Below are 18,131 nucleotides of genomic sequence, written 5' to 3'. Positions count from 1 at the left end.
GGCCGTCGACGTGCCGGCAGGGACAGCGGCCTCGGCAGCGGCCACGTACCCGCCACCGGCCACCGGAGCGACACCCTCCGGCTCCGGACCACCGGTACCCGGACCCGCTCCCTCCGGCACCCGGGACGACCCCGGCTCCTCGGCGGCGCTCATCCGCGCGACCGCGCGACGGGGGCGACCGGAGACAGCGTGTCCACCCACGCCAGCCCGTGCTCGTTGTACGCGTGCACCAGCCGCCGGACCTCCTCGGCGTCCCCACGGGTCACCGCGTCCACCAGCTGCCCGTGCCCGACCCACAGGTGGTCCCGGCCCCGCGGCTCCCGCTTCAGGTGCGGCACCGCGAACACCCAGCACTGCACCCGGATCCGGTGCAGGAACTCCACGATGTACTCGTTGCCGACCAGCCCGCTCAGCTCGCGCCAAAACCGCAGGTCGTAGCCGATCAGCACCTCCAGGGAACCGCTGCGGGCGGCCCGCTCGGCCTCGTCGGCCCGCCTCCGCACGGAGACCAGGGCCTCACCCCCACCGGGCTCGGACCCACGCTCGGCGAGCCTCCGGAAGATCCCGTCCACTATCAGCGTCCGGGCCTCGACCATGCCCCGGAAGTCCTCCGCCGTGAACACGCGCACCCGGAAACCACGGTGCTGCACGGAATCGAGGAGGCCCTGCGCCGACAGGTCGACCAGGGCTTCGCGCACCGGGGTCGCGGACACCCCGTACTGCTCGGCGATCTGCTTGACCGTGAACTCGGTTCCGGGCGGCAGACGGCCCGCCAGCACCTCGTCGCGCAGCGCGTCCGCGATCTGCTGGCGCAGTGTGTTGCGGGTGACAGCTCCGCTGCCGGCCATGGGGTCCGTCTCCTTCGTCAGGCTCCGGACACCTTAGGCCAGCCGGGGCCGCACGGCGCGTGACCGATCCCACGGAACGCCCCGCCCCACCACCCCGTCGCCCACGACGCCCCGCCGCCCCGCCGCCCCGGCAGAGCAGGGCGACGGGGCGGCGGGGCGACAGGGGTAGTCCGGGGCGGGTGGCGGCTCAGCCCGAGGTGGTGTGCCGGTCCGCGACCAGCAGCGCCTCGTCCAGGAGCGCCAGCCCCTCCTTCGCCTCCGTCTCGGTGATGTTGCAGGCGGGGACCACGTGCGTGCGGTTCATGTTCACGAACGGCCACAGCCCGGACTTCTTGCACGCCGCCGCGAACTCCGCCATCGGCGCGTTGTCCGAACCCCCCGCGTTGTACGGGACCAACGGCTCCCGGGTCTCCTTGTCCTTCACCAGCTCCAGCGCCCAGAAGGTGCCGAGCCCGCGGACCTCACCCACGCTCGGGTGACGCTGCGCGATCTCCGCGAGGGCCGGGCCGATCACGTTCTCGCCCAGGTGGGCGGCGTGCTCGACGATGCCCTCCTCCGCCATCGCGTTGATCGTGGCGACGGCAGCACCGCAGGCCAGCGGGTGACCGGAGTAGGTCAGACCGCCCGGGTAGGGGCGGGTCGCGAAGGTCTCGGCGATCTCGGCGGAGATCGCGACCCCGCCCAGCGGCACGTAGCCGCTGTTGACGCCCTTCGCGAAGGTCAGCAGGTCGGGGGTGACGTCCCAGTGGTCCGCGGCGAACCACTTGCCCGTCCGACCGAAGCCCGCCATCACCTCGTCGAGGATGAAGACGATGCCGTACCGGTCACACAGCTCCCGGACGCCCCGCAGGTAACCGGCGGGCGGCGTCATGATGCCCGCGGTGCCGGGCACCGTCTCCAGGATGATCGCCGCGATGGACTGCGGGCCCTCGAAGGCGATGGTGTCCGCGAGGTGCGCCAGCGCCCGCTCGCACTCCTCCGCCTCCGTCGTCGCGTGGAACGGCGAACGGTAGAGGAACGGCCCCCAGAAGTGCACGACCCCCGCCGACGCCGTGTCCGAAGGCCAGCGGCGCGGGTCACCGGTCAGATTGATCGCGGCGGCCGTCGCCCCGTGGTACGAGCGGTAGGTGGACAGCACCTTCGCCCGGCCCGTGTGCAGCCGGGCCATGCGCACCGCGTTCTCGACGGCCTCGGCACCACCATTGGTGAAGAAGATCTTGTCGAGGTCCCCCGGGGTGCGCTCGGCGATCAGCCGCGCCGCCTCGGAACGCGCCTCGACCGCGAAACCCGGCGCGAGGGTGCACAGCTTCGCCGCCTGCTCCTGAATCGCGGCGACGACCTTCGGGTGCTGGTGCCCGATGTTGGTGTTGACCAGCTGGGAGGAGAAGTCGAGGAACCGGTTCCCGTCGTAGTCCCAGAAGTACGAGCCCTCGGCACCGGCCACGGCAAGCGGGTCGATCAGGGCCTGGGCGGACCAGGAGTGGAACACGTGCGCGCGGTCGGCGGCCTTGACGGCCGCCCCGGCCTGCGGATCGGCATGAGGGGTCATGCGGCAAGGCTAAGAGTCCACCCAGTGGACAGGACATCGGCGTCCTGTAAGCCCGGAACCCGGCCACCTCGGCAGTGTGTCTGCCGAGACGCCCACCCCACCCACCCCGGACCCGAACCGAAGCCCGCAGCTCAGCCCACCACCCGCCGTCCCCTGCCCGCCGTCCCCCCGGAGTTGGATCGGGGAGGGCCCCTCCCCCCTCCCTCCCCCCACCCCTCGCCCCGCCGGCCCACAACCCCTGCACGCCCTACCTGGCCCGCGGCCGAAACCGAACATCTCGACCACCGCGCCCGCTGCCCTGCGTCCCGGCCCCGCGCCGCACTATCCTCGGGCCATTCGGCCAGTCCTAGGGGGAGGGGCCTCAAGGCCATGGAACATCTGTCACCGACTGACCCGCAGGAAATCGGCGGGTACCGCCTCCTCGCCCGCCTCGGCGCGGGCGGGATGGGCCAGGTGTTCCTCGCCCGCTCGGAACGCGGCCGCACGGTGGCCGTGAAGCTGGTTCGGCGGGACCTCGCCCAGCACCCCGACTTCCGTGCCCGGTTCCGGCAGGAGGTCGCGGTGGCCCGTCGGGTCGCCGGGGAGTGGACCGCACCCGTCCTCGACGCCGACACCGAGGCCGAAGTGCCGTGGCTCGCCACGGGCTACGTGGCCGGCCCCAGTCTTCAGGCGGTCGTGGCCAACAACTACGGCCCGCTACCCGAGCGTTCCGTGCGGATTCTCACCGCGGGACTGGCCTACGCCCTCCAGGACATCCACGCCGCCGGTCTCATCCACCGCGACCTGAAGCCCTCGAACGTCCTCGTCACCCTCGATGGCCCCAGGGTCATCGACTTCGGCATCGCCCGCGCCTTGGAGGACGGCGGTGCCGCCGACACCTCGATCCTGAGCTCGCACACCCGCACCGGTGAGCTGATCGGCTCCCCGGGCTTCATGGCTCCCGAGCAGTTGCGGGGTGAGGCCGTCACCACCGCCTGCGACGTCTTCTGTCTCGGCTCCCTCCTCGCCTACGCGGCCGGTGGCACGCTGCCCTTCGGCGACACCGACAGCGAAGGAGGAGCTGCAGCTCTCCTGCTGCGGATCGCCGAATCCGAACCCGATCTCTCCCGTGTGCCCGCCTCACTGCGGGACCTCGTGCGGTCGTGCCTGGCCAAGGATCCTGCCGCCCGTCCCACCCCGGGTGATCTCCTGGCGCTGGTGGGCGCGCAGGACACCGTGGCGGACGGCCGGTCGATCGAGCCCTGGCTGCCGGTCGCCCTGGTCGCCCAGCTCGGCCGGCATGCCGTGGAGCTCCTCGACCGTGAGGACTCGGGTCCCGCGCGCCCCTCACCCGCCGCAGCCGATCCGAACGCCGCGTCATCCGCTCACGCGCGTCCCTCGCAGGCGCCTCCCTTGCTCTCTCCCCTCCTCTCGTCGAACCCGGTGGACCCTCAGCGGACTCCTTCCTCCCACGACGACGCTCACGGAGCGGCAGCCTCCACTGGCCCTGGACCGGCCGCTCCCTTGCCACCGTCCCGTCCCGGAGCGGCCGTATACGGAGTTCGTACCGGTCATCCGACCTCACCACCACCATTCGGGCCGGCGTCGCCTTCTTCTCCTCCAGCGCCCACGACTCCCTTCACAGCACCGATGGCGAGCCCTTACCCCTCGCCGCCGTCGGGAGGGCATGCCGCTGCTCCTCATCTCGCCGGGACGACCCCGGCCTCCTACGGCCCGTACGGGCCCGGGCCCGGGCCCGCTTCCAGTTATGGCTACGGTCCACCCGTCGGTTACGAGGACCGGCCGCGACGGACCCTGCCGAGCGTGCTCCTGGTGGTTCTGGCCGTGGTGGTCGCGCTCCTCGCGGGCGGTTCCGTCTACGCCTTCATGCACTCGACGGGCGATCCCGAAGTACGCGGGCCCGGGCCCACCGCCTCCGTCGGCACCGACGGGAAGGGCATGGCCGGCGACAGTGCCGGTTCCGAGGGCACCACGGGGACCGGCGGATCGCCCTCCTCTCTGTCTCCTTCGCCGTCCACGCCGGGGCGCCTGCCCGCCGGATACGCGGGTACCTGGTACGCGACTTCCGAGACCGGCTCGTGGCAGCTGGCCCTGAGCCCCGGTGAGGTGGGTTCCACCGTCATGGTGCTGTCGGTCACCGGTACCGATTTCCGCTGCACCTGGTCCGCCACCCTGCGGACCGCCGGGCCTCCGGTGGAACTGGCTCCTTCGAGCGTCAGCTCGGGCGACCCCGCGCGCTGCTCTCCGGGGCAGTGGAGCCGACTGACCCTGCGCTCCGAAACCACCTTGGAACGGGAACTGGTCGGCAGCGGGAAAGCTCCGCTGGTCTATACGAAGGGCTCCTGACACCGGGACGCCCGGCATCGGGGCGAAGAGCGTAATTCTCAATTCCATGCAACACACCTGCTTCTTTTGTGTCGAGGTCAATAAGCCTTCTGGGAAACCTTGTTGCGCCGGATTGCCGTTGTGCATGCTGCCGCGCATGGAGCCGTTGGACGTCGTGCAGGAGTTGTGGGAACGGATCGAGGCACGGGACTGGGTGCGAGCGGGCGATCTACTTGCCGAGGACGCCGTGATCGACTGGCCGGTAAGCGGCGAACGCATCGTGGGACGGGCCAATTTCATCGCCGTGAACAGCGAATTCACGGAGGAGTGGTCCGTGGAGGTGCTGCGCATACTGGCCGATGGTGAGCTGGTCGTGTCGGAGGTGGAGATTCCGCAGGACCACGTCGTCTACCGTGCCGTGTCCTTCTGGACCGTGCGGGACGGGCGGATCGTCCGGGGTCGCGAGTATTGGACGAGTCCCGGGCAGGATCCCGCTCCCCGGTGGCGAGCCGGCTTCGTGGAGCTGTTGGGCACGGACGGACCCTGAGCCGGCGATGCTGCGACGCTGCCGGTCCTAGGATCACGGCATGATCGCTGCTCTTCAGTGCGTGGTGCTGGACTGTCCCGAACCGCAGGCTCTGGCGGAGTTCTACGGCGCCCTGTCGGGTGGGGCGGTGAACCGTCCCGATGCCCGCTGGGAACTGGATGAGGACTGGGCGACCGTTCACACTCCTTCGGGGACGGTGTTCGCGTTTCAGCGGGCCGCGGAGTACCAGCCGCCTCGATGGCCCGATCCGGCTCGCCCCCAGCAGTTCCATCTGGACTTCGGGGTGTCCGATTTGGATGCGGCGGAGGCCCAGGTGCTTTCCCTCGGTGCGTCCCTGCTGGAGACGGGCCCTGAGGTCCGGGGCTGGCGGGTGTTCGCCGACCCGGCCGGCCACCCCTTCTGCCTGGTGCGCCACTGATCCGCTCCGGCTGGTCCGAGAGAGCCGGGTGGGCCGTGTCTGAAGGGGGGTTCGCCTTCGTCGGGGTCGGCCCAGACGGCGATCACCTCCTCGTGGGGTTCCTTCCGCCGGGCCCGGCAGCCGCGTTGCGTGCACCCGTGTCGCCCGTGTGAATCGGGCTGCTCGATGCCGGCGGTCCGTCCGACGATCCGCGTACGGTCCGACCGGTCGGAGTGGCCCGGATTCGCGTGCGTCGTAGGCGACACCGGCGTCATGGATGTCCCACGTGTCCCGGGTGTCGGGTGGGATCGGGTCGGGGGCGTGGTCTTCTTCATCGTGTCTCCTCGGTGAGTCCCGGTCCCTGCCGGTGTCCGGTGGGGTGGGGGTGGATCCTGTTGCCGAGGGTGTGCCACCCGGCGACCCGGCCCAATCCCCTTCGGGCCGGAGTCGGCTCTCAGGTAGGGGGTGTCATACCTGAGAGCCAGGCGAGAAGGCGGCTCCGCAGCGGGATGTCGACCAGTCGGTGCGGTTCATAGCTTCGGGGCAGGCAGAAGGACTGCCGCCCGACCCGGAGGAACGCCCCATGCTCCGCAGCCCTGGAAGGCTCCGCCGCGCCCTGCTGGCCGCGCTCGTCGTCGGCGCCGTCGCCCTGCCGCTGACCGCGGGGGCGCTTCCTGGCGTGCCCGCGCCCGCCCCCGCCCGATTCCCCGTCGGTACTCCCGCCGCGGAGAGGTTCGAGGTGAACGCGGCCGGTGTCGTGACGGCGGCCCGCATGGCCGAGGAGGCGGGGCGGGACGGCAGGGCGGCCGCGCTCCGCCGGCTGGCTCGCGAGCGGGCGCGGCTCCTCTTCTTCGACGGCCATGGTGCGGGCCGGATCGTGGAGGTCTTCGGTGACGTGTCGACGGCGAGACGCGTCGCGGTCCTGGTCCCTGGTTCGGACACGTCCATCGAGACGTACGAGCGGTTCCGGGCGGGGGCGGTCGCCTTGTACGACCGGATGCGGAAGTCTGCACCGCGTTCGGCGGTGGTGACGTGGCTGGGGTACGAGACCCCTGGAACGGTGAGCCCGGCGGTGGTGACGACGGGCCGGGCCGAGGAAGCTGCCCGCGCACTCGGGCCCTTCCTCCAAGAACTGAGTTCTCTCACCCCGGCCGCCGAGCTGTCACTGCTGTGCCACTCCTACGGTTCCGTGGTCTGCGCGAGAGTCTCGGGAAGCCGACCGCTCACGGACGTGGTGCTGTTCGGGAGCCCAGGTACCGGGTTCGGCTCCGTGGCGGAGCTGCCGACGGGTGCGGCGCGGGTCTGGGCGGGCAGGGGTGCCTCCGACTGGATCGGGAGCGTCCCCCACACCCGGGTCGAACTGCCCGGGCTGCGAGTCGGCTTCGGCAGGGATCCGGTCGACCCCGCTTTCGGAGCTCAGCCGTTCACCGCCGGGGAGGGAGGGCACAGCGACTATCTGAAGCCCGGCACGGAGTCCCTGGAGAGTCTCGCGCGGATCGCCTTGGGCCCCCACGCTTCTTCCGTGTCCGTCGCACACGGCCGCGATGGGGCGGTGTCCCGTGGTTGAGGAACGACGTCTGTCCACCGGGGCCCGGCTCCCTCGGATCGGGGCCCTCGTCCGTCGGATCGACGCCGGTACCCCTCGGGAGCGGGACCGGTCTCTGGACGCACTGCGTGCTTTCGCGATAGCCGGTGTGGTGCTGGGGCATTGGCTCGTGACGGCGCTGACCGACGGGAGCGGGGTGCTTCGTCCCGTGAGTCCACTGGCGGAGATGCCGTGGCTGGCACCCGTGTCGTGGGTGTTCCAGACGCTCGCGGTGTTCTTCTTCGTCGGCGGCCGGGTGGCTGCCGACGGATACCTGCGGTCTCGGAGCCGGGGCGTCCCCTACAGGTCGTGGCTCGTGCAGCGGTTGTCCCGGCTGCTCCGGCCGGTCCTGGCACTCCTCGGCCTGTGGGCGGTGATCGTGGCGATCCTGTCGGTGGGGGGAGTGGGCTGGGACACGGTGTGGCCCTTGCTGCGCCTGGTGTTGTCCCCGCTGTGGTTCCTGGTGGTCTTCGCCGCCCTGACCGCTGCCACGCCGTGGGTGGCCCGACTGCATCCCGGATGGCCGGCGGCCGTGGTCTTCGTCGTGGACGTGGTGCGGTTCGGGCTGGGTGGGCCCGGGTGGCTCGGCTGGGTCAACGTCGCGGCGGGCTGGCTCGTGCCGTACTGCCTCGGCGCCACCTGGTCAACGGGCCGATTGGCCCGCCGCCGGGACGGTGTCCTGATGTTGGTGGGCGGGGCGGTGGCCACCTTCGTCCTGGTCGTGTGGGCCGGCTATCCGAGCTCCATGGTGGGTGTTCCGGGAGCGCCGGTGTCGAATCTGAACCCGCCGACCCTGGCCGCGGTGACCTTCGGGCTGGCGCAATGCGGCCTGGCGCTACTGGTGCGCGACCCACTGGCCCGGGCCCTGCGCCGGCCCTTGGTGTGGGCCGCCGTGGCCCTGGTGAACCTGTCGGCCATGACCGTGTTCCTGTGGCACCAGACCGCGATGATGGCCGTGACGGCTCTGGGTCTGTTGGTGGACACCGACCTTCCCGGGCTCCATCGCCTTCCCTCGTCCGCGGACTGGATAGCCGCCCGCCTCTTGTGGCTTCCCGTGTTCGCCCTGGCGCTGGCCGTCTGCCAGGCCGCCTTCCACATCCATGAGCGGGGCCCGGCCCGGCCTGACCCCGGGAAGAGGGAACGGGGCCTCCGCCCCGCCGGGTTCCGTGCTCCCGTCCGGGCGATACCGGCTGTCGGCGAGGAGGCTTCCCATGCCTAAGGTGACCCGGGTGAACTCCGAACCTGACAGCGAGCGGGGCCGCGGCCTGCCCGAGGCCGTCCGGCTGTGGCCGCGCCGTCTGGCCACGGACCTGTTCACCCTCCGACGCGATCCGTTCCCCCCGCTCCGCAAACCGCGTCGCCTCAACCGGCTGCCCCAGGTGCTCGGCGCACTCGTGGCGTACATGTTCGGCGGGCTCACCACCACGAACCTGACCAACCACTACGACATCACCGCCGGGACGGCACTGCCCGTGGGCATCGTGACCGGGGTGTCGGTGTTCCTCGCGATGTTCCGGCCCATCGCCGCGTGGTGGCTGGCACTGATCACCGGCATCGTCGCGGCCCTGTCCATTCACGGGTCCGTGGGCCCGGGCCAGAACTGGATGTGGCCGCCGTCGAGCATGTTCGCCTTCGCGGCCGTCCTGTTCCTCGCCGCCCTCCGCGTGACGCCACGGGTCACGCTCGAACTGACCGGGGTGGCTCTCCTCGTCACCTTCGTCATCGAGACGATCTGGCGGCCGGAGCACTCCTCCCTCACCGGGTTCCAGGTCGCCGTCCTCTTCGGCTTCTCCTCCTTGCTGGGGTACGCGCTCCGCGGAGTGCGGGTGGCCCGCGGCCGGCTCCACGACCAGGAGGCACTGACCGAAGAAGAGCGATCCCGCCGGGCCTTGCTGGAGGAACGCAGCCGCATCGCCCGGGAGCTGCATGATGTGGTCGCCCACCACATGTCGGTGATCTCCATCCAGGCACAGGTCGCCCCTTACCTCGTGACCGACCCTCCCGAGGAACTGAAGGAGAACCTCGCCGGCATCCGGCAGAACGCCCTGGAGGCCCTCACCGAGCTGCGCCGCGTCCTCGGTGTCCTACGGTCGGAGAGCGCGGAGGACCAGGCCGATCAGCATCATCCCCAGCCCACGCTGGCCGATCTCGGTTCCCTCGTGGACAACGTGCGGGCCGCCGGACTGTCCGTAGCCGTCGAAACCGCCGGGATCAGGCGTCCCCTCACACCCGGCGTCGAACTGAGCGCCTACCGGATCGTGCAGGAGGCCCTCAGCAACTGCCTGCGCCACGCCCCCGGCTCACAGGTGGAAGTCGGCATCGCCTACGGCCCTCGTGACCTGTACCTGTGTGTCGCCAACACCGCGCCCACCGGGCCCGTTCCGGCCTCGCCCGGAGCGGGGCACGGACTGCTGGGCATGCGGGAGCGGGCGGGCATGCTGGGGGGCGAACTCGCCGCGGGGCCGCGCCCGAACGGCGGGTACGAGGTGTCCGCCGTGCTGCCGACCGGTTCGGTGGCCACCCCTACCGAACCGAAGAAGGAGACATGACCACCTCCCACGCCCCGATCCGCGTCATGATCGCCGACGACCAGATGATGGTCCGGCAGGGCTTCACGGTCCTCCTGAACGCCCAGCCCGACATCGAGGTGGTCGGCCAGGCCGTCGACGGTGCCGAGGCAATGGCGAAGGTCGCCGAGCTCCGTCCCGACGTGGTGTTGATGGACATCCGCATGCCGGGTGTCGGCGGTATCGAGGCCACCGCGGGCATCACCCGGGAGCCCGGCTCCGAGGTGAAGGTGCTGGTCCTGACCACGTTCGATCTGGACGAGTACGTCTACGAGGCGTTGCGGGCCGGCGCTTCCGGGTTCCTCCTGAAGGACGCCTCCGCCGATCAGCTGGCCGAGGCCGTGCGTGTGGTCGCGGCCGGTGAGGCGCTGCTGTCGCCCAACATCACCAAGAGGCTGATCACTGAGTTCTCCCGTATGGGTGCCCCCCGCGGCCCGTTGAAGCAGCGCGTGGAGGAACTGACGGAGCGGGAGACCGAGGTGCTCGCGCTGATCGCCCAAGGATTGTCCAACGCGGAGATCGCAGCACGTCTGGTGGTGGCCGAGCAGACGGTGAAGACGCACGTGGGTCGGATCCTGGTGAAGTTGGGGCTGCGCGACCGGACCCAGGCCGCCGTTTTCGCCTACGAGACCGGCCTGATCCGTCCTTCGGGCTACTGACCCGACCCTCGTAGTACTTGAGAGGGACCCCCGAGGATCCCGCTGTACGGCGACGCGGACCACGGGCCCGGACACCTACGGTTTCGGTATGACCGAGACCTTGGCCGGGGCGACCCGGACCCAGCCGACCCGACCCCCTGAGGTCCGCTTCGCGGCGGGGCTGCTGCGCAGTCTCCAGGAAGCCCTGTGTACGGACCCGTTCGCCTACCGGCCCCTGCCGCGGTCGTCCACGGACAGCAGGCCGAGCCGTTTGCTCCCCAAGCGGATACGCCCGTACACGGCCTGGACCCCGCACGCCGTCGTGGTGGCGGCCGCGCTGATGACACTGTCGGTGGCGTCCACGACGGGCGACTACTCCCTGGGCTACCCCGGCTGGATCCTGACCGGGGGGCTGCCCGCTGCAGCCGTCCTGCTGACGCTCAGCCGTCCGATCGGCGCCTGGTGGGTGTCCTTGGCGGTCACCCTGCTCCTCGCCGTGCTCGGCGTGGGTTCCGGCTCCTGGCCGTGGACCCCTGCGACGTTCTTCGCGCATCTCGTGGTGATGGCCGTGGTGGCCCTGCGGACGGAGCCGAAGGTCACCGTGTGGATGTGGGCCCTGACCCTGGCGATGGGGCTGGTGCTGCCTGCGGTGGCGCAGCAGGGTCTTTCGGCGAACACGGTCCCGATGGCCTTCGTCTCCGCTCTGGTCCTGCTGGCTGTTTCGGTGGTGCAGATCCGGCGTGAGGCCAAACGGGAGGTGGTCGCCCAGCAGACGGTGACCGCGGTGGAACGGGACAAGCGGACGCTGCTGGAGGAGCGGACCACCATCGCCCGTGAGCTGCACGACGTGGTCGCCCACCACATGTCGGTGGTGGCGATCCAGGCCGAGGCCGCCCCGTACCGGGTGCAGGATCCGCCGCCGGAGCTGGAGGCGGCGTTCGTGACCATCCGGGAGAACGCGGTGGCGGCCCTGACGGAGCTGCGTCGGGTGCTGGGTGTCGTCCGGTCCGAGGACTACGAGGCCCCGGAGGCCCCGCAGCCGACGCTGGCGGTGCTGGACGGTCTGCTGGCCAACGTCCGGGAGGCCGGGGTGCCCGTGGGGAAGACGGTGACGGGGTCGGTGCGGGAGCTCCCGCAGGGCGTGGAGCTGTCGGCGTACCGGATCATCCAGGAGGCGCTGAGCAACACGCTGCGGCACGCACCGGGTGCGGCAGCCGGGGTGGAGGTGTCGTACGTGTTGGGCGGTTTGGGCTTGCGCATTCACAACGAGGCGCCGGTCGGGGATGTGCGGCCGTCGCCGGGTGCCGGGCACGGCATCACCGGGATGCGGGAACGGGTGGCGATGCTGGAGGGCGACATGACTGCGGGGGCCACCGGCGACGGTGGGTACGAGGTGGCCGTGTTCATACCGGTGCCGCGTGCTGAGGCGGAGCCTGGGGACCCGGCATGACGATCAGGGTTCTCATCGTCGACGACCAGATGATGGTCCGGGAGGGGTTCTCGGTACTACTCGGGGCCATGCCGGACATCGAGGTGGTCGGTGAGGCGGTGGACGGTCTGGAGGCCGTCCGGAAGGTGTCGGAGCTCCGGCCGGACGTGGTCCTCATGGACATCCGGATGCCCGTCATGAACGGGCTGGAGGCGACGCGCCTGATCGTGTCGGCCGATGTGGACGCGAAGGTGCTGGTGCTGACCACCTTCGATCTGGACGAGTACGTGTACCAGGCGCTGCGGGCGGGGGCTTCGGGGTTCCTCTTGAAGGACGCCTCCGCGAAGCAGTTGGCGGAGGGGGTGCGGGTGGTGGCCTCGGGTGACGCGCTCTTGGCACCTTCGGTGACCAAGCGGCTGATCGTCGAGTTCTCGAAGCTCGCTGAGGTACAGCGGCCCGCCGCTCGGACCTCGGTGGCGGAACTCACGGAGCGGGAGACGGAGGTGTTGGTCCTCATCGCCCAGGGGTTGTCGAATGCCGAGATAGCGGACCGGTTGGTCATCGCCGAGTCGACGATCAAGACGCATGTGAGCCGGATCCTGGTGAAACTCGGTCTGCGGGACCGAACGCAGGCAGCGGTGTTCGCCTACGAGGCACGGCTGGTCACCCCGACCTGAGGCCCTACCGCCGCCGGTCGTGTCCCCGGGGGCAGCCGGTGGCGGAGCGGACTCAGGCCCGAGTCGCAGCCGAGCGGCGGGGGTAGTGGGGTGGGGCGATCGGGCCGTGACGAAGCCACAGAAGTGAAGGGCCTGCGCGGGAAAGGAGGTACGGACAGGTGGGGGCGGGCGTGCTCCGCTAGCGTCGGCGGCATGGACGATGCTGTTCGGTTCGATCCCTGGTCGGCGGCCTTCGTGGCGGACCCGTACCCCGCCTACCGGGAGCTGAGGGCGCAGGGGCGGGCCCTGTGGTCCGAGGCCACGGGGCAGTGGCTGATCCCCCACTACGAGGATGTCAGCGCGTTGTTGCGGGACAGGCGGTTGGGGCGGACCTACCTGCACCGCTTCAGCCATGAGGAGTTCGGGCAGTCCCCTCCCCCGCCGGAGCAGGAGCCGTTCCACGTGCTCAACGGGAATGGGCTGCTCGACCTGGAGGATCCGGCGCATGCGCGGGTCCGGCGGCTGGTGGCGAAGGCGTTCACACCGCGGATGGTGGATCGGCTGACCCCGGCGGTGCGGCGGTTGGCCGCGGAGCTGACGGAGAGGTTCCTCGCGCAGGGGGGTGGGGACCTGTTGAAGGAGGTGGCGGAGCCCCTGCCGGTGGCGGTGATCGCCGAGCTGTTGGGGGTGCCGGAGGTGGATCGTGGGCTGCTGAGGCCGTGGTCGGCGGACATCTGCGGGATGTTCGAGCTGAAGCCCGACGCGGAGACGGCCGACCGGGCCGTGAGGGCTTCGGTGGAGTTCGACGCCTACTTGCGGGAGCTGATCGCGGAGCGTCGGCGGGATCCGGGTGAGGACCTGGTGTCCGCGCTGATCACCGCTCATGACGAGGAGGGGAGGTTGAGTGAGCAGGAGATGGTGTCCACCTGCGTGCTGTTGCTGAACGCGGGCCACGAGGCGACGGTGAACACCACGGCCAACGGCTGGCTGACCCTGTTCCGGCATCCGCAGCAGTTGGCGGAGCTTCGGGCGGCGCCGACGGACATGTTGCCCACAGCTGTGGAAGAACTGATGCGGTTCGACACGCCGCTCCAGATGTTCGAGCGGTGGGTCCTCGACGAGATCGAGGTGGGTGGCACGGTGATTCCGCGGGGAAGCGAGGTGGCGCTGTTGTTCGGCTCCGCCAATCGGGATCCCCGCCGCTTCGGACACCCGGACCGGCTGGACCTCACCCGTACCGACAATCCGCACATCACCTTCGGTGCGGGGATCCACTACTGCCTGGGTGCTCCGCTGGCCCGGCTGGAGCTGGCGGCCTCCTTCGGGGCGCTGCTGGACCCGTCCGTGCCGCCGCTGCGTCTGGTACGGGAGCCCGAGTGGGAGGAGGGGTACGTGATCCGCGGCCTCCGGGAGCTGATCGTGGCCTGCTGAAGACCGGCCTCGGGCTCGGGGGCGACCGTCGATGTCGGCTGTCGGTGGCGGCCTGCCACCGAGCCCTCACGCCCTGCCTGGCGCAGGAGCAGGGACAGGAGCGGGGCAGGCCACCACAGCCTCCGCCGCCACCCTGCCCGCGGCCCCCTGCGGGCCGGGCAGGGGACGGAACAGGACGGAGGAGGGCAGCGGCGGAAGGCGGGCGGCTGGGTGCCTGCCGGTGGTGGTCAGCGAGGGAGGGTGAGGGCCCATTCGGCAGGGTGCACGGTCCAGGTGCGGCGGGTGACCGGGCCCGTGGCCTGGTAGTCGGCGCGGTAGCGGAAAGCCGGGCCGGAGACCGTCACGGATCGGGCCCGCACGGTCACGGGGGCCGCGGAGGGGCCGCTCCGTACGGTCACCTCGACGGTTCCCTCGTAGGCCAACACGGAGACCTGGTGGACGGGACTGTCCAGGTCGATCAGCACGACGCCGTCGGCCTCGACCCGGAGCCGGTGGGCCGCACCGGCCCCGGGAGCCGCTGCCTGGACGCCCATGGGCGGGCGGACCAGGTTCCGCACCAAGGAGCGGCAGGCATCCCAGACGGCGCCCCCGATGGCGGCAGCGCGGGCACCGCCGGCGGGCGGGCCCGTACGGGGTCCGGGCATCGGGATGGGGTCAGGTCCCGGCGCCGCCGACCAACCGCCCGAGCCCGTCGACCCGCCGGCGGCGGGAGCGGCACCGGCCCCCGAGGCAGAGCCGAGCACGGCTCCGGCTCCGGCTCCGGCTCCGGCTCCGGCTCCGGCTCCGGCTCCGGCTCCGGCTCCGGGCGAGGGTGACCGAACTTCGGGCAGGGGTGCCCCGGCTTCGGTGGGGTGGGGTGGGACGGGGTGGTGGGGGGAGGGGGCGGGGGCGGGGGCGGGGGGCCCCTCGGACTCCGGTACTGCACCCGTGGTCGCCCCGCTCCCAGGTGCCCCAGTTCCCGACGGTCCGGCCTCGGACGCCCCGGGACCTGCCGGCCCCAGGGTTCCTGCCTCCCCGCCGGCTGCTGCCGGGCGGGGGCCGGTGGGGCGTTCCGAAGCCCGGTCGCGGGCCCGGTCGCGGGTTCGGGGAAGGAGGCGGTCGGTGCGCGAGGTGGTGGGGTGCGGGAGGGGCGGGAGGGCGGGGATGCGGAGGTCTCCGAGGACCACGCCACCGGTGTCGTCCACCAAGAGGTCCTGCCGGCGGATCGTTCCGTCGAGCACGGCGCGCGCCGCTTCCACGGCGCTGGTGGGAACGCCGAGGGAACGGGCGAGGCTCAGGGTGGTCAGAGTGCCCACGGGGACCAGGGAGAGGACGCTCCCGGGGAGGGCCCGTTCCCGGTGCAGGAGGGTGACGGCGCGGACCAGCGCGCGGTCGTCTCCGATGATGACGGGGCGCCTATGGCCCCGGCGGGCGAGTGCCCGCGCGAACTCCTCGGGGTCGGCGGGGAGGCAGATCTTCGCCGCCGCCCCGGCGGACAGTACGTCCTTCGCGATCCGCACGGACTCGCCGTCGAGTCGGCGGGCGACCGGGTCGACGAGCACGAGCAGGGCGGCCTCCGCCGCGCCCGCGTGGCTCATGGTGGGCTCTGGAGCCGACACCTCGGTCCTTCCTCGGGTAGCATCTTTGTGCAAGAGCCCCTTGCGCTATTGCGCCAGGGGCTTCGTCTATTCCGGGGTACCGGTCCGACGGCTCAGCCTGCGGTGTACATCGTCGTACGCCCCCTGACCTTGGACATGCCCCATCCGGAAGAGGTGTACGCCTGTGCCCGCTCTTGTGCTGCTCGGAGCCCAGTGGGGTGACGAGGGCAAGGGAAAGGCCACCGACCTCCTCGGTGGCTCCGTCGACTACGTGGTCCGCTACCAGGGCGGCAACAACGCCGGCCACACGGTTGTCGTAGGCGACCAGAAGTACGCCTTGCACCTGCTGCCTTCCGGCATCCTCACCCCTGAGTGCACGCCGGTGATCGGCAACGGCGTGGTCGTCGACCCCGCTGTCCTGCTCTCCGAGCTGCGTGGCCTGAACGAGCGCGGGGTGGACACCTCCAAGCTCCTGATCAGCGGAAACGCGCACCTGATCACGCCGTACAACGTCACCCTGGACAAGGTGGGCGAGCGCTTCCTCGGCAAGCGCAAGATCGGTACCACCGGCCGCGGCATCGGCCCGACCTACGCGGACAAGATCAACCGCGTGGGCATCCGGGTGCAGGACCTCTACGACGAGTCGATCCTGACGCAGAAGGTCGAGGCGGCGCTGGAGGGCAAGAACCAGCTGCTGGCCAAGCTCTACAACCGCCGTGCCATCGAGCCCGGCGCGATCGTGGAGGAGATGCTCCAGTACGCGGAGCAGATCAAGCCGTTCGTCGCGGACACGACGCTGATCCTGAACGACGCGCTCGACGAGGGCAAGGTCGTGCTGTTCGAGGGTGGCCAGGGCACCCTGCTCGACGTGGACCACGGCACGTACCCCTTCGTGACCTCGTCGAACCCGACCGCGGGCGGTGCCTGCACCGGTACGGGCGTCGGCCCCACGAAGATCACCCGGGTCATCGGCATCCTGAAGGCGTACACCACGCGCGTGGGTGCCGGTCCGTTCCCGACCGAGCTGTTCGACCAGGACGGCGAGGACCTGCGCCGCATCGGTGGCGAGCGCGGTGTCACCACCGGCCGTGACCGTCGCTGCGGCTGGTTCGACGCGGTGATCGCCCGCTACGCCACCCGTGTGAACGGCCTCACCGACTTCTTCCTGACCAAGCTCGACGTGCTGACCGGCTGGGAGCAGATCCCGGTGTGCGTGGCGTACGAGATCGACGGGAAGCGCGTCGAGGAGCTGCCGTACTCGCAGTCGGACTTCCACCACGCGAAGCCGGTGTACGAGTACCTGCCGGGCTGGTCCGAGGACATCACCAAGGCCAAGACCTTCTCCGACCTGCCGAAGAACGCGCAGGCGTACGTGAAGGCGCTGGAGGAGATGTCGGGCGCTCCGATCTCCGCGATCGGCGTCGGCCCCGGCCGCACCGAGACCATCGAGATCAACTCCTTCATCTGAGGCTGATGCCGAGGCCGAAGCTGCGTCGTGGCTGCGGCTGCGGCTGGTGCCGAGGCTGAGGAAGCGGATGTGAACGGCCGGAGGGCCCGGGTTCGTCCCGGGCCCTCCGGCCGTTTTCCGTGCGCTGCTCCCGTCACCAGGCGAGCTGGGCGATCTCCTCGGCCACCACGGCGCAGGCGTCGGCGGCGGGGTCGATGAGGGCGAAGTGGCCGACTCCGTCGAGGAGGGTCAGGCCGACCGTCTCCCCCGCCGTGGCGGCGGCGTCCACGTAGGACTCGGAGACCCGGGCGGGGACGACGATGTCCTCGCGGCCGTGCACGAGGGTGGTGGCGATGCCGCTGGGCAGCAGGGCTGCCGGGTCGGCGTACGGGCGCCGGGCGGCGAAGCCGTCGGGGCCGCCGAGGAGCTGGGCGCAGGCCCCGCCGCACACGCCGAGTTCCTCGGCGACGGTGAAGTCGGCGATGGGGGCGAGGGCCACGACACCGCGCAGCCGGGGTGGAGCCGCGAGTCGCCAGGCGGGGGTGGCGTCGGCGGGGAGCAGGTGGCGGGCGGCGGCCCACAGGGCGAGGTGCCCGCCCGCCGAGTGCCCGGTGAGGACGGTGCGTCGGGGGTCGGCGCGCGGTACGGCCGAGGCGGCGAGGCCGGGCAGGGCGTCGAGGGCGGCGGCGAGGTCGTCGAAGGTCTCGGGCCAGCGTCCGGCGATGGGGCCGGTGGCTCCCTGGTGGGGTACGGGGCTGCCGCGCCGGTATTCCACGTTGGCGACGGCGTACCCCTGGCGGGCGAGGAAGTCCGCGAGGGGGGTGACGTGCCGCCGGTCGTACGGGGCCCGCCAGGCTCCGCCGTGCACGAGCACCACCAGGGGGGCGGGGCCGGTTCCGGTGCGGGGGGCGTAGAAGTCGACGGTCTGGTCGGGGTGGTCGCCGTAGGGGGCGGTGGCGTCCGGTTCGACCGGCGGGTGTGCGAACGCCGATGCGGCCTCGGCCGCATCCCGTTCCACTGCGGGGTCCGACATGCGGGTCAGCCTCTCGGTACGCGGGGCACAAGATCCGGGCAGCGGGAAGGTACCAGTCGCCGCGGGGTGGGGAGGGGGCCGCCCCTGAGCGGGATCGGGGCG

General features: G+C 71.4%; 15 protein-coding genes and 1 pseudogene. 11 read left to right on the top strand and 5 right to left on the bottom strand.

Annotation, left to right across the window (positions count from 1 at the left end; translation table 11 throughout):
* Positions 1 to 149: 149 nt before the first annotated feature.
* Both ABTZ17_RS09670 and ABTZ17_RS09665 read right to left on the bottom strand, forming a co-directional pair.
* The gene (locus tag ABTZ17_RS09670) at positions 150 to 848 is read right to left on the bottom strand and encodes a GntR family transcriptional regulator (protein WP_352194997.1); all 699 of its coding nucleotides are present in this window, start codon (positions 846 to 848) and stop codon (positions 150 to 152) included.
* A gap of 187 nt (positions 849 to 1,035) precedes the next feature.
* Complete coding sequence (locus ABTZ17_RS09665) at positions 1,036 to 2,397, bottom strand: aspartate aminotransferase family protein (RefSeq protein ID WP_352194996.1); 1,362 nt, start codon at positions 2,395 to 2,397, stop codon at positions 1,036 to 1,038.
* A 369-nt stretch (positions 2,398 to 2,766) separates the two neighbouring features.
* Between ABTZ17_RS09665 and ABTZ17_RS09660 the strand changes: the two genes are divergently transcribed.
* The 10 genes from ABTZ17_RS09660 to ABTZ17_RS09615 all read left to right on the top strand — a co-directional run bounded on the left by ABTZ17_RS09660 (position 2,767) and on the right by ABTZ17_RS09615 (position 13,972).
* Entirely contained in the window at positions 2,767 to 4,743 is a 1,977-nt protein-coding gene (locus ABTZ17_RS09660; RefSeq protein ID WP_352194995.1) for a serine/threonine-protein kinase, read from the top strand.
* A 136-nt stretch (positions 4,744 to 4,879) separates the two neighbouring features.
* Entirely contained in the window at positions 4,880 to 5,269 is a 390-nt protein-coding gene (locus ABTZ17_RS09655; protein ID WP_352194994.1) for a nuclear transport factor 2 family protein, read from the top strand.
* 40 nt (positions 5,270 to 5,309) lie between these two features.
* Positions 5,310 to 5,687 carry a VOC family protein gene (locus ABTZ17_RS09650; protein ID WP_352194993.1) on the top strand — a complete coding sequence of 126 codons (378 nt, stop codon included), beginning with the start codon at positions 5,310 to 5,312 and terminating at the stop codon, positions 5,685 to 5,687.
* A 562-nt stretch (positions 5,688 to 6,249) separates the two neighbouring features.
* Positions 6,250 to 7,233, top strand: a complete 984-nt coding sequence (locus ABTZ17_RS09645; protein ID WP_352194992.1) for an alpha/beta hydrolase — start codon at positions 6,250 to 6,252, stop codon at positions 7,231 to 7,233.
* Positions 7,211 to 8,470: an acyltransferase family protein gene (locus tag ABTZ17_RS09640; protein WP_352194991.1), complete on the top strand. Its 1,260-nt coding sequence runs from the start codon at positions 7,211 to 7,213 to the stop codon at positions 8,468 to 8,470. Before ABTZ17_RS09645 ends, ABTZ17_RS09640 begins: the two co-directional genes overlap by 23 nt.
* 10 nt (positions 8,471 to 8,480) lie before the next feature.
* Positions 8,481 to 9,800, top strand: coding sequence for a sensor histidine kinase (locus tag ABTZ17_RS09635; protein ID WP_352194990.1), 1,320 nt, complete (start codon positions 8,481 to 8,483; stop codon positions 9,798 to 9,800).
* Complete coding sequence (locus tag ABTZ17_RS09630; protein WP_352194989.1) at positions 9,797 to 10,477, top strand: response regulator; 681 nt, start codon at positions 9,797 to 9,799, stop codon at positions 10,475 to 10,477. Before ABTZ17_RS09635 ends, ABTZ17_RS09630 begins: the two co-directional genes overlap by 4 nt.
* Before the next feature lie 88 nt (positions 10,478 to 10,565).
* Positions 10,566 to 11,906 carry a sensor histidine kinase gene (locus ABTZ17_RS09625; RefSeq protein WP_352194988.1) on the top strand — a complete coding sequence of 447 codons (1,341 nt, stop codon included), beginning with the start codon at positions 10,566 to 10,568 and terminating at the stop codon, positions 11,904 to 11,906.
* Positions 11,903 to 12,562 carry a response regulator gene (locus ABTZ17_RS09620; protein WP_352194987.1) on the top strand — a complete coding sequence of 220 codons (660 nt, stop codon included), beginning with the start codon at positions 11,903 to 11,905 and terminating at the stop codon, positions 12,560 to 12,562. Before ABTZ17_RS09625 ends, ABTZ17_RS09620 begins: the two co-directional genes overlap by 4 nt.
* A gap of 192 nt (positions 12,563 to 12,754) precedes the next feature.
* Positions 12,755 to 13,972, top strand: a complete 1,218-nt coding sequence (locus tag ABTZ17_RS09615) for a cytochrome P450 (RefSeq protein ID WP_352194986.1) — start codon at positions 12,755 to 12,757, stop codon at positions 13,970 to 13,972.
* Positions 13,973 to 14,199: 227 nt separating this feature from the next.
* On the opposite strand, the gene ABTZ17_RS09610 is transcribed toward ABTZ17_RS09615, so the two are convergent.
* Positions 14,200 to 14,505: a hypothetical protein gene (locus tag ABTZ17_RS09610; protein ID WP_502994631.1), complete on the bottom strand. Its 306-nt coding sequence runs from the start codon at positions 14,503 to 14,505 to the stop codon at positions 14,200 to 14,202.
* Between the two features lie 594 nt (positions 14,506 to 15,099).
* Positions 15,100 to 15,570 (bottom strand): annotated as a pseudogene (locus tag ABTZ17_RS09605) (diacylglycerol kinase family protein); the annotation flags it as partial.
* Between the two features lie 163 nt (positions 15,571 to 15,733).
* On the opposite strand from ABTZ17_RS09605, the gene ABTZ17_RS09600 reads away from it, so the two are divergent.
* Complete coding sequence (locus ABTZ17_RS09600; RefSeq protein WP_352194985.1) at positions 15,734 to 17,017, top strand: adenylosuccinate synthase; 1,284 nt, start codon at positions 15,734 to 15,736, stop codon at positions 17,015 to 17,017.
* Between the two features lie 133 nt (positions 17,018 to 17,150).
* Here ABTZ17_RS09600 and ABTZ17_RS09595 read toward each other — a convergent pair whose 3' ends face one another.
* On the bottom strand, positions 17,151 to 18,029 hold the full coding sequence (locus tag ABTZ17_RS09595) for an alpha/beta hydrolase family protein (protein WP_352194984.1): 879 nt from the start codon (positions 18,027 to 18,029) through the stop codon (positions 17,151 to 17,153).
* Positions 18,030 to 18,131 lie beyond the last annotated feature (102 nt).

The sequence above is a fragment of the Streptomyces sp. NPDC097619 genome (assembly GCF_040302735.1).
Classification (GTDB): domain Bacteria; phylum Actinomycetota; class Actinomycetes; order Streptomycetales; family Streptomycetaceae; genus Streptomyces.
The sequence above is the reverse complement of the archived record's forward strand: the minus strand, read 5'-3'. Positions and strand labels throughout refer to the sequence as shown.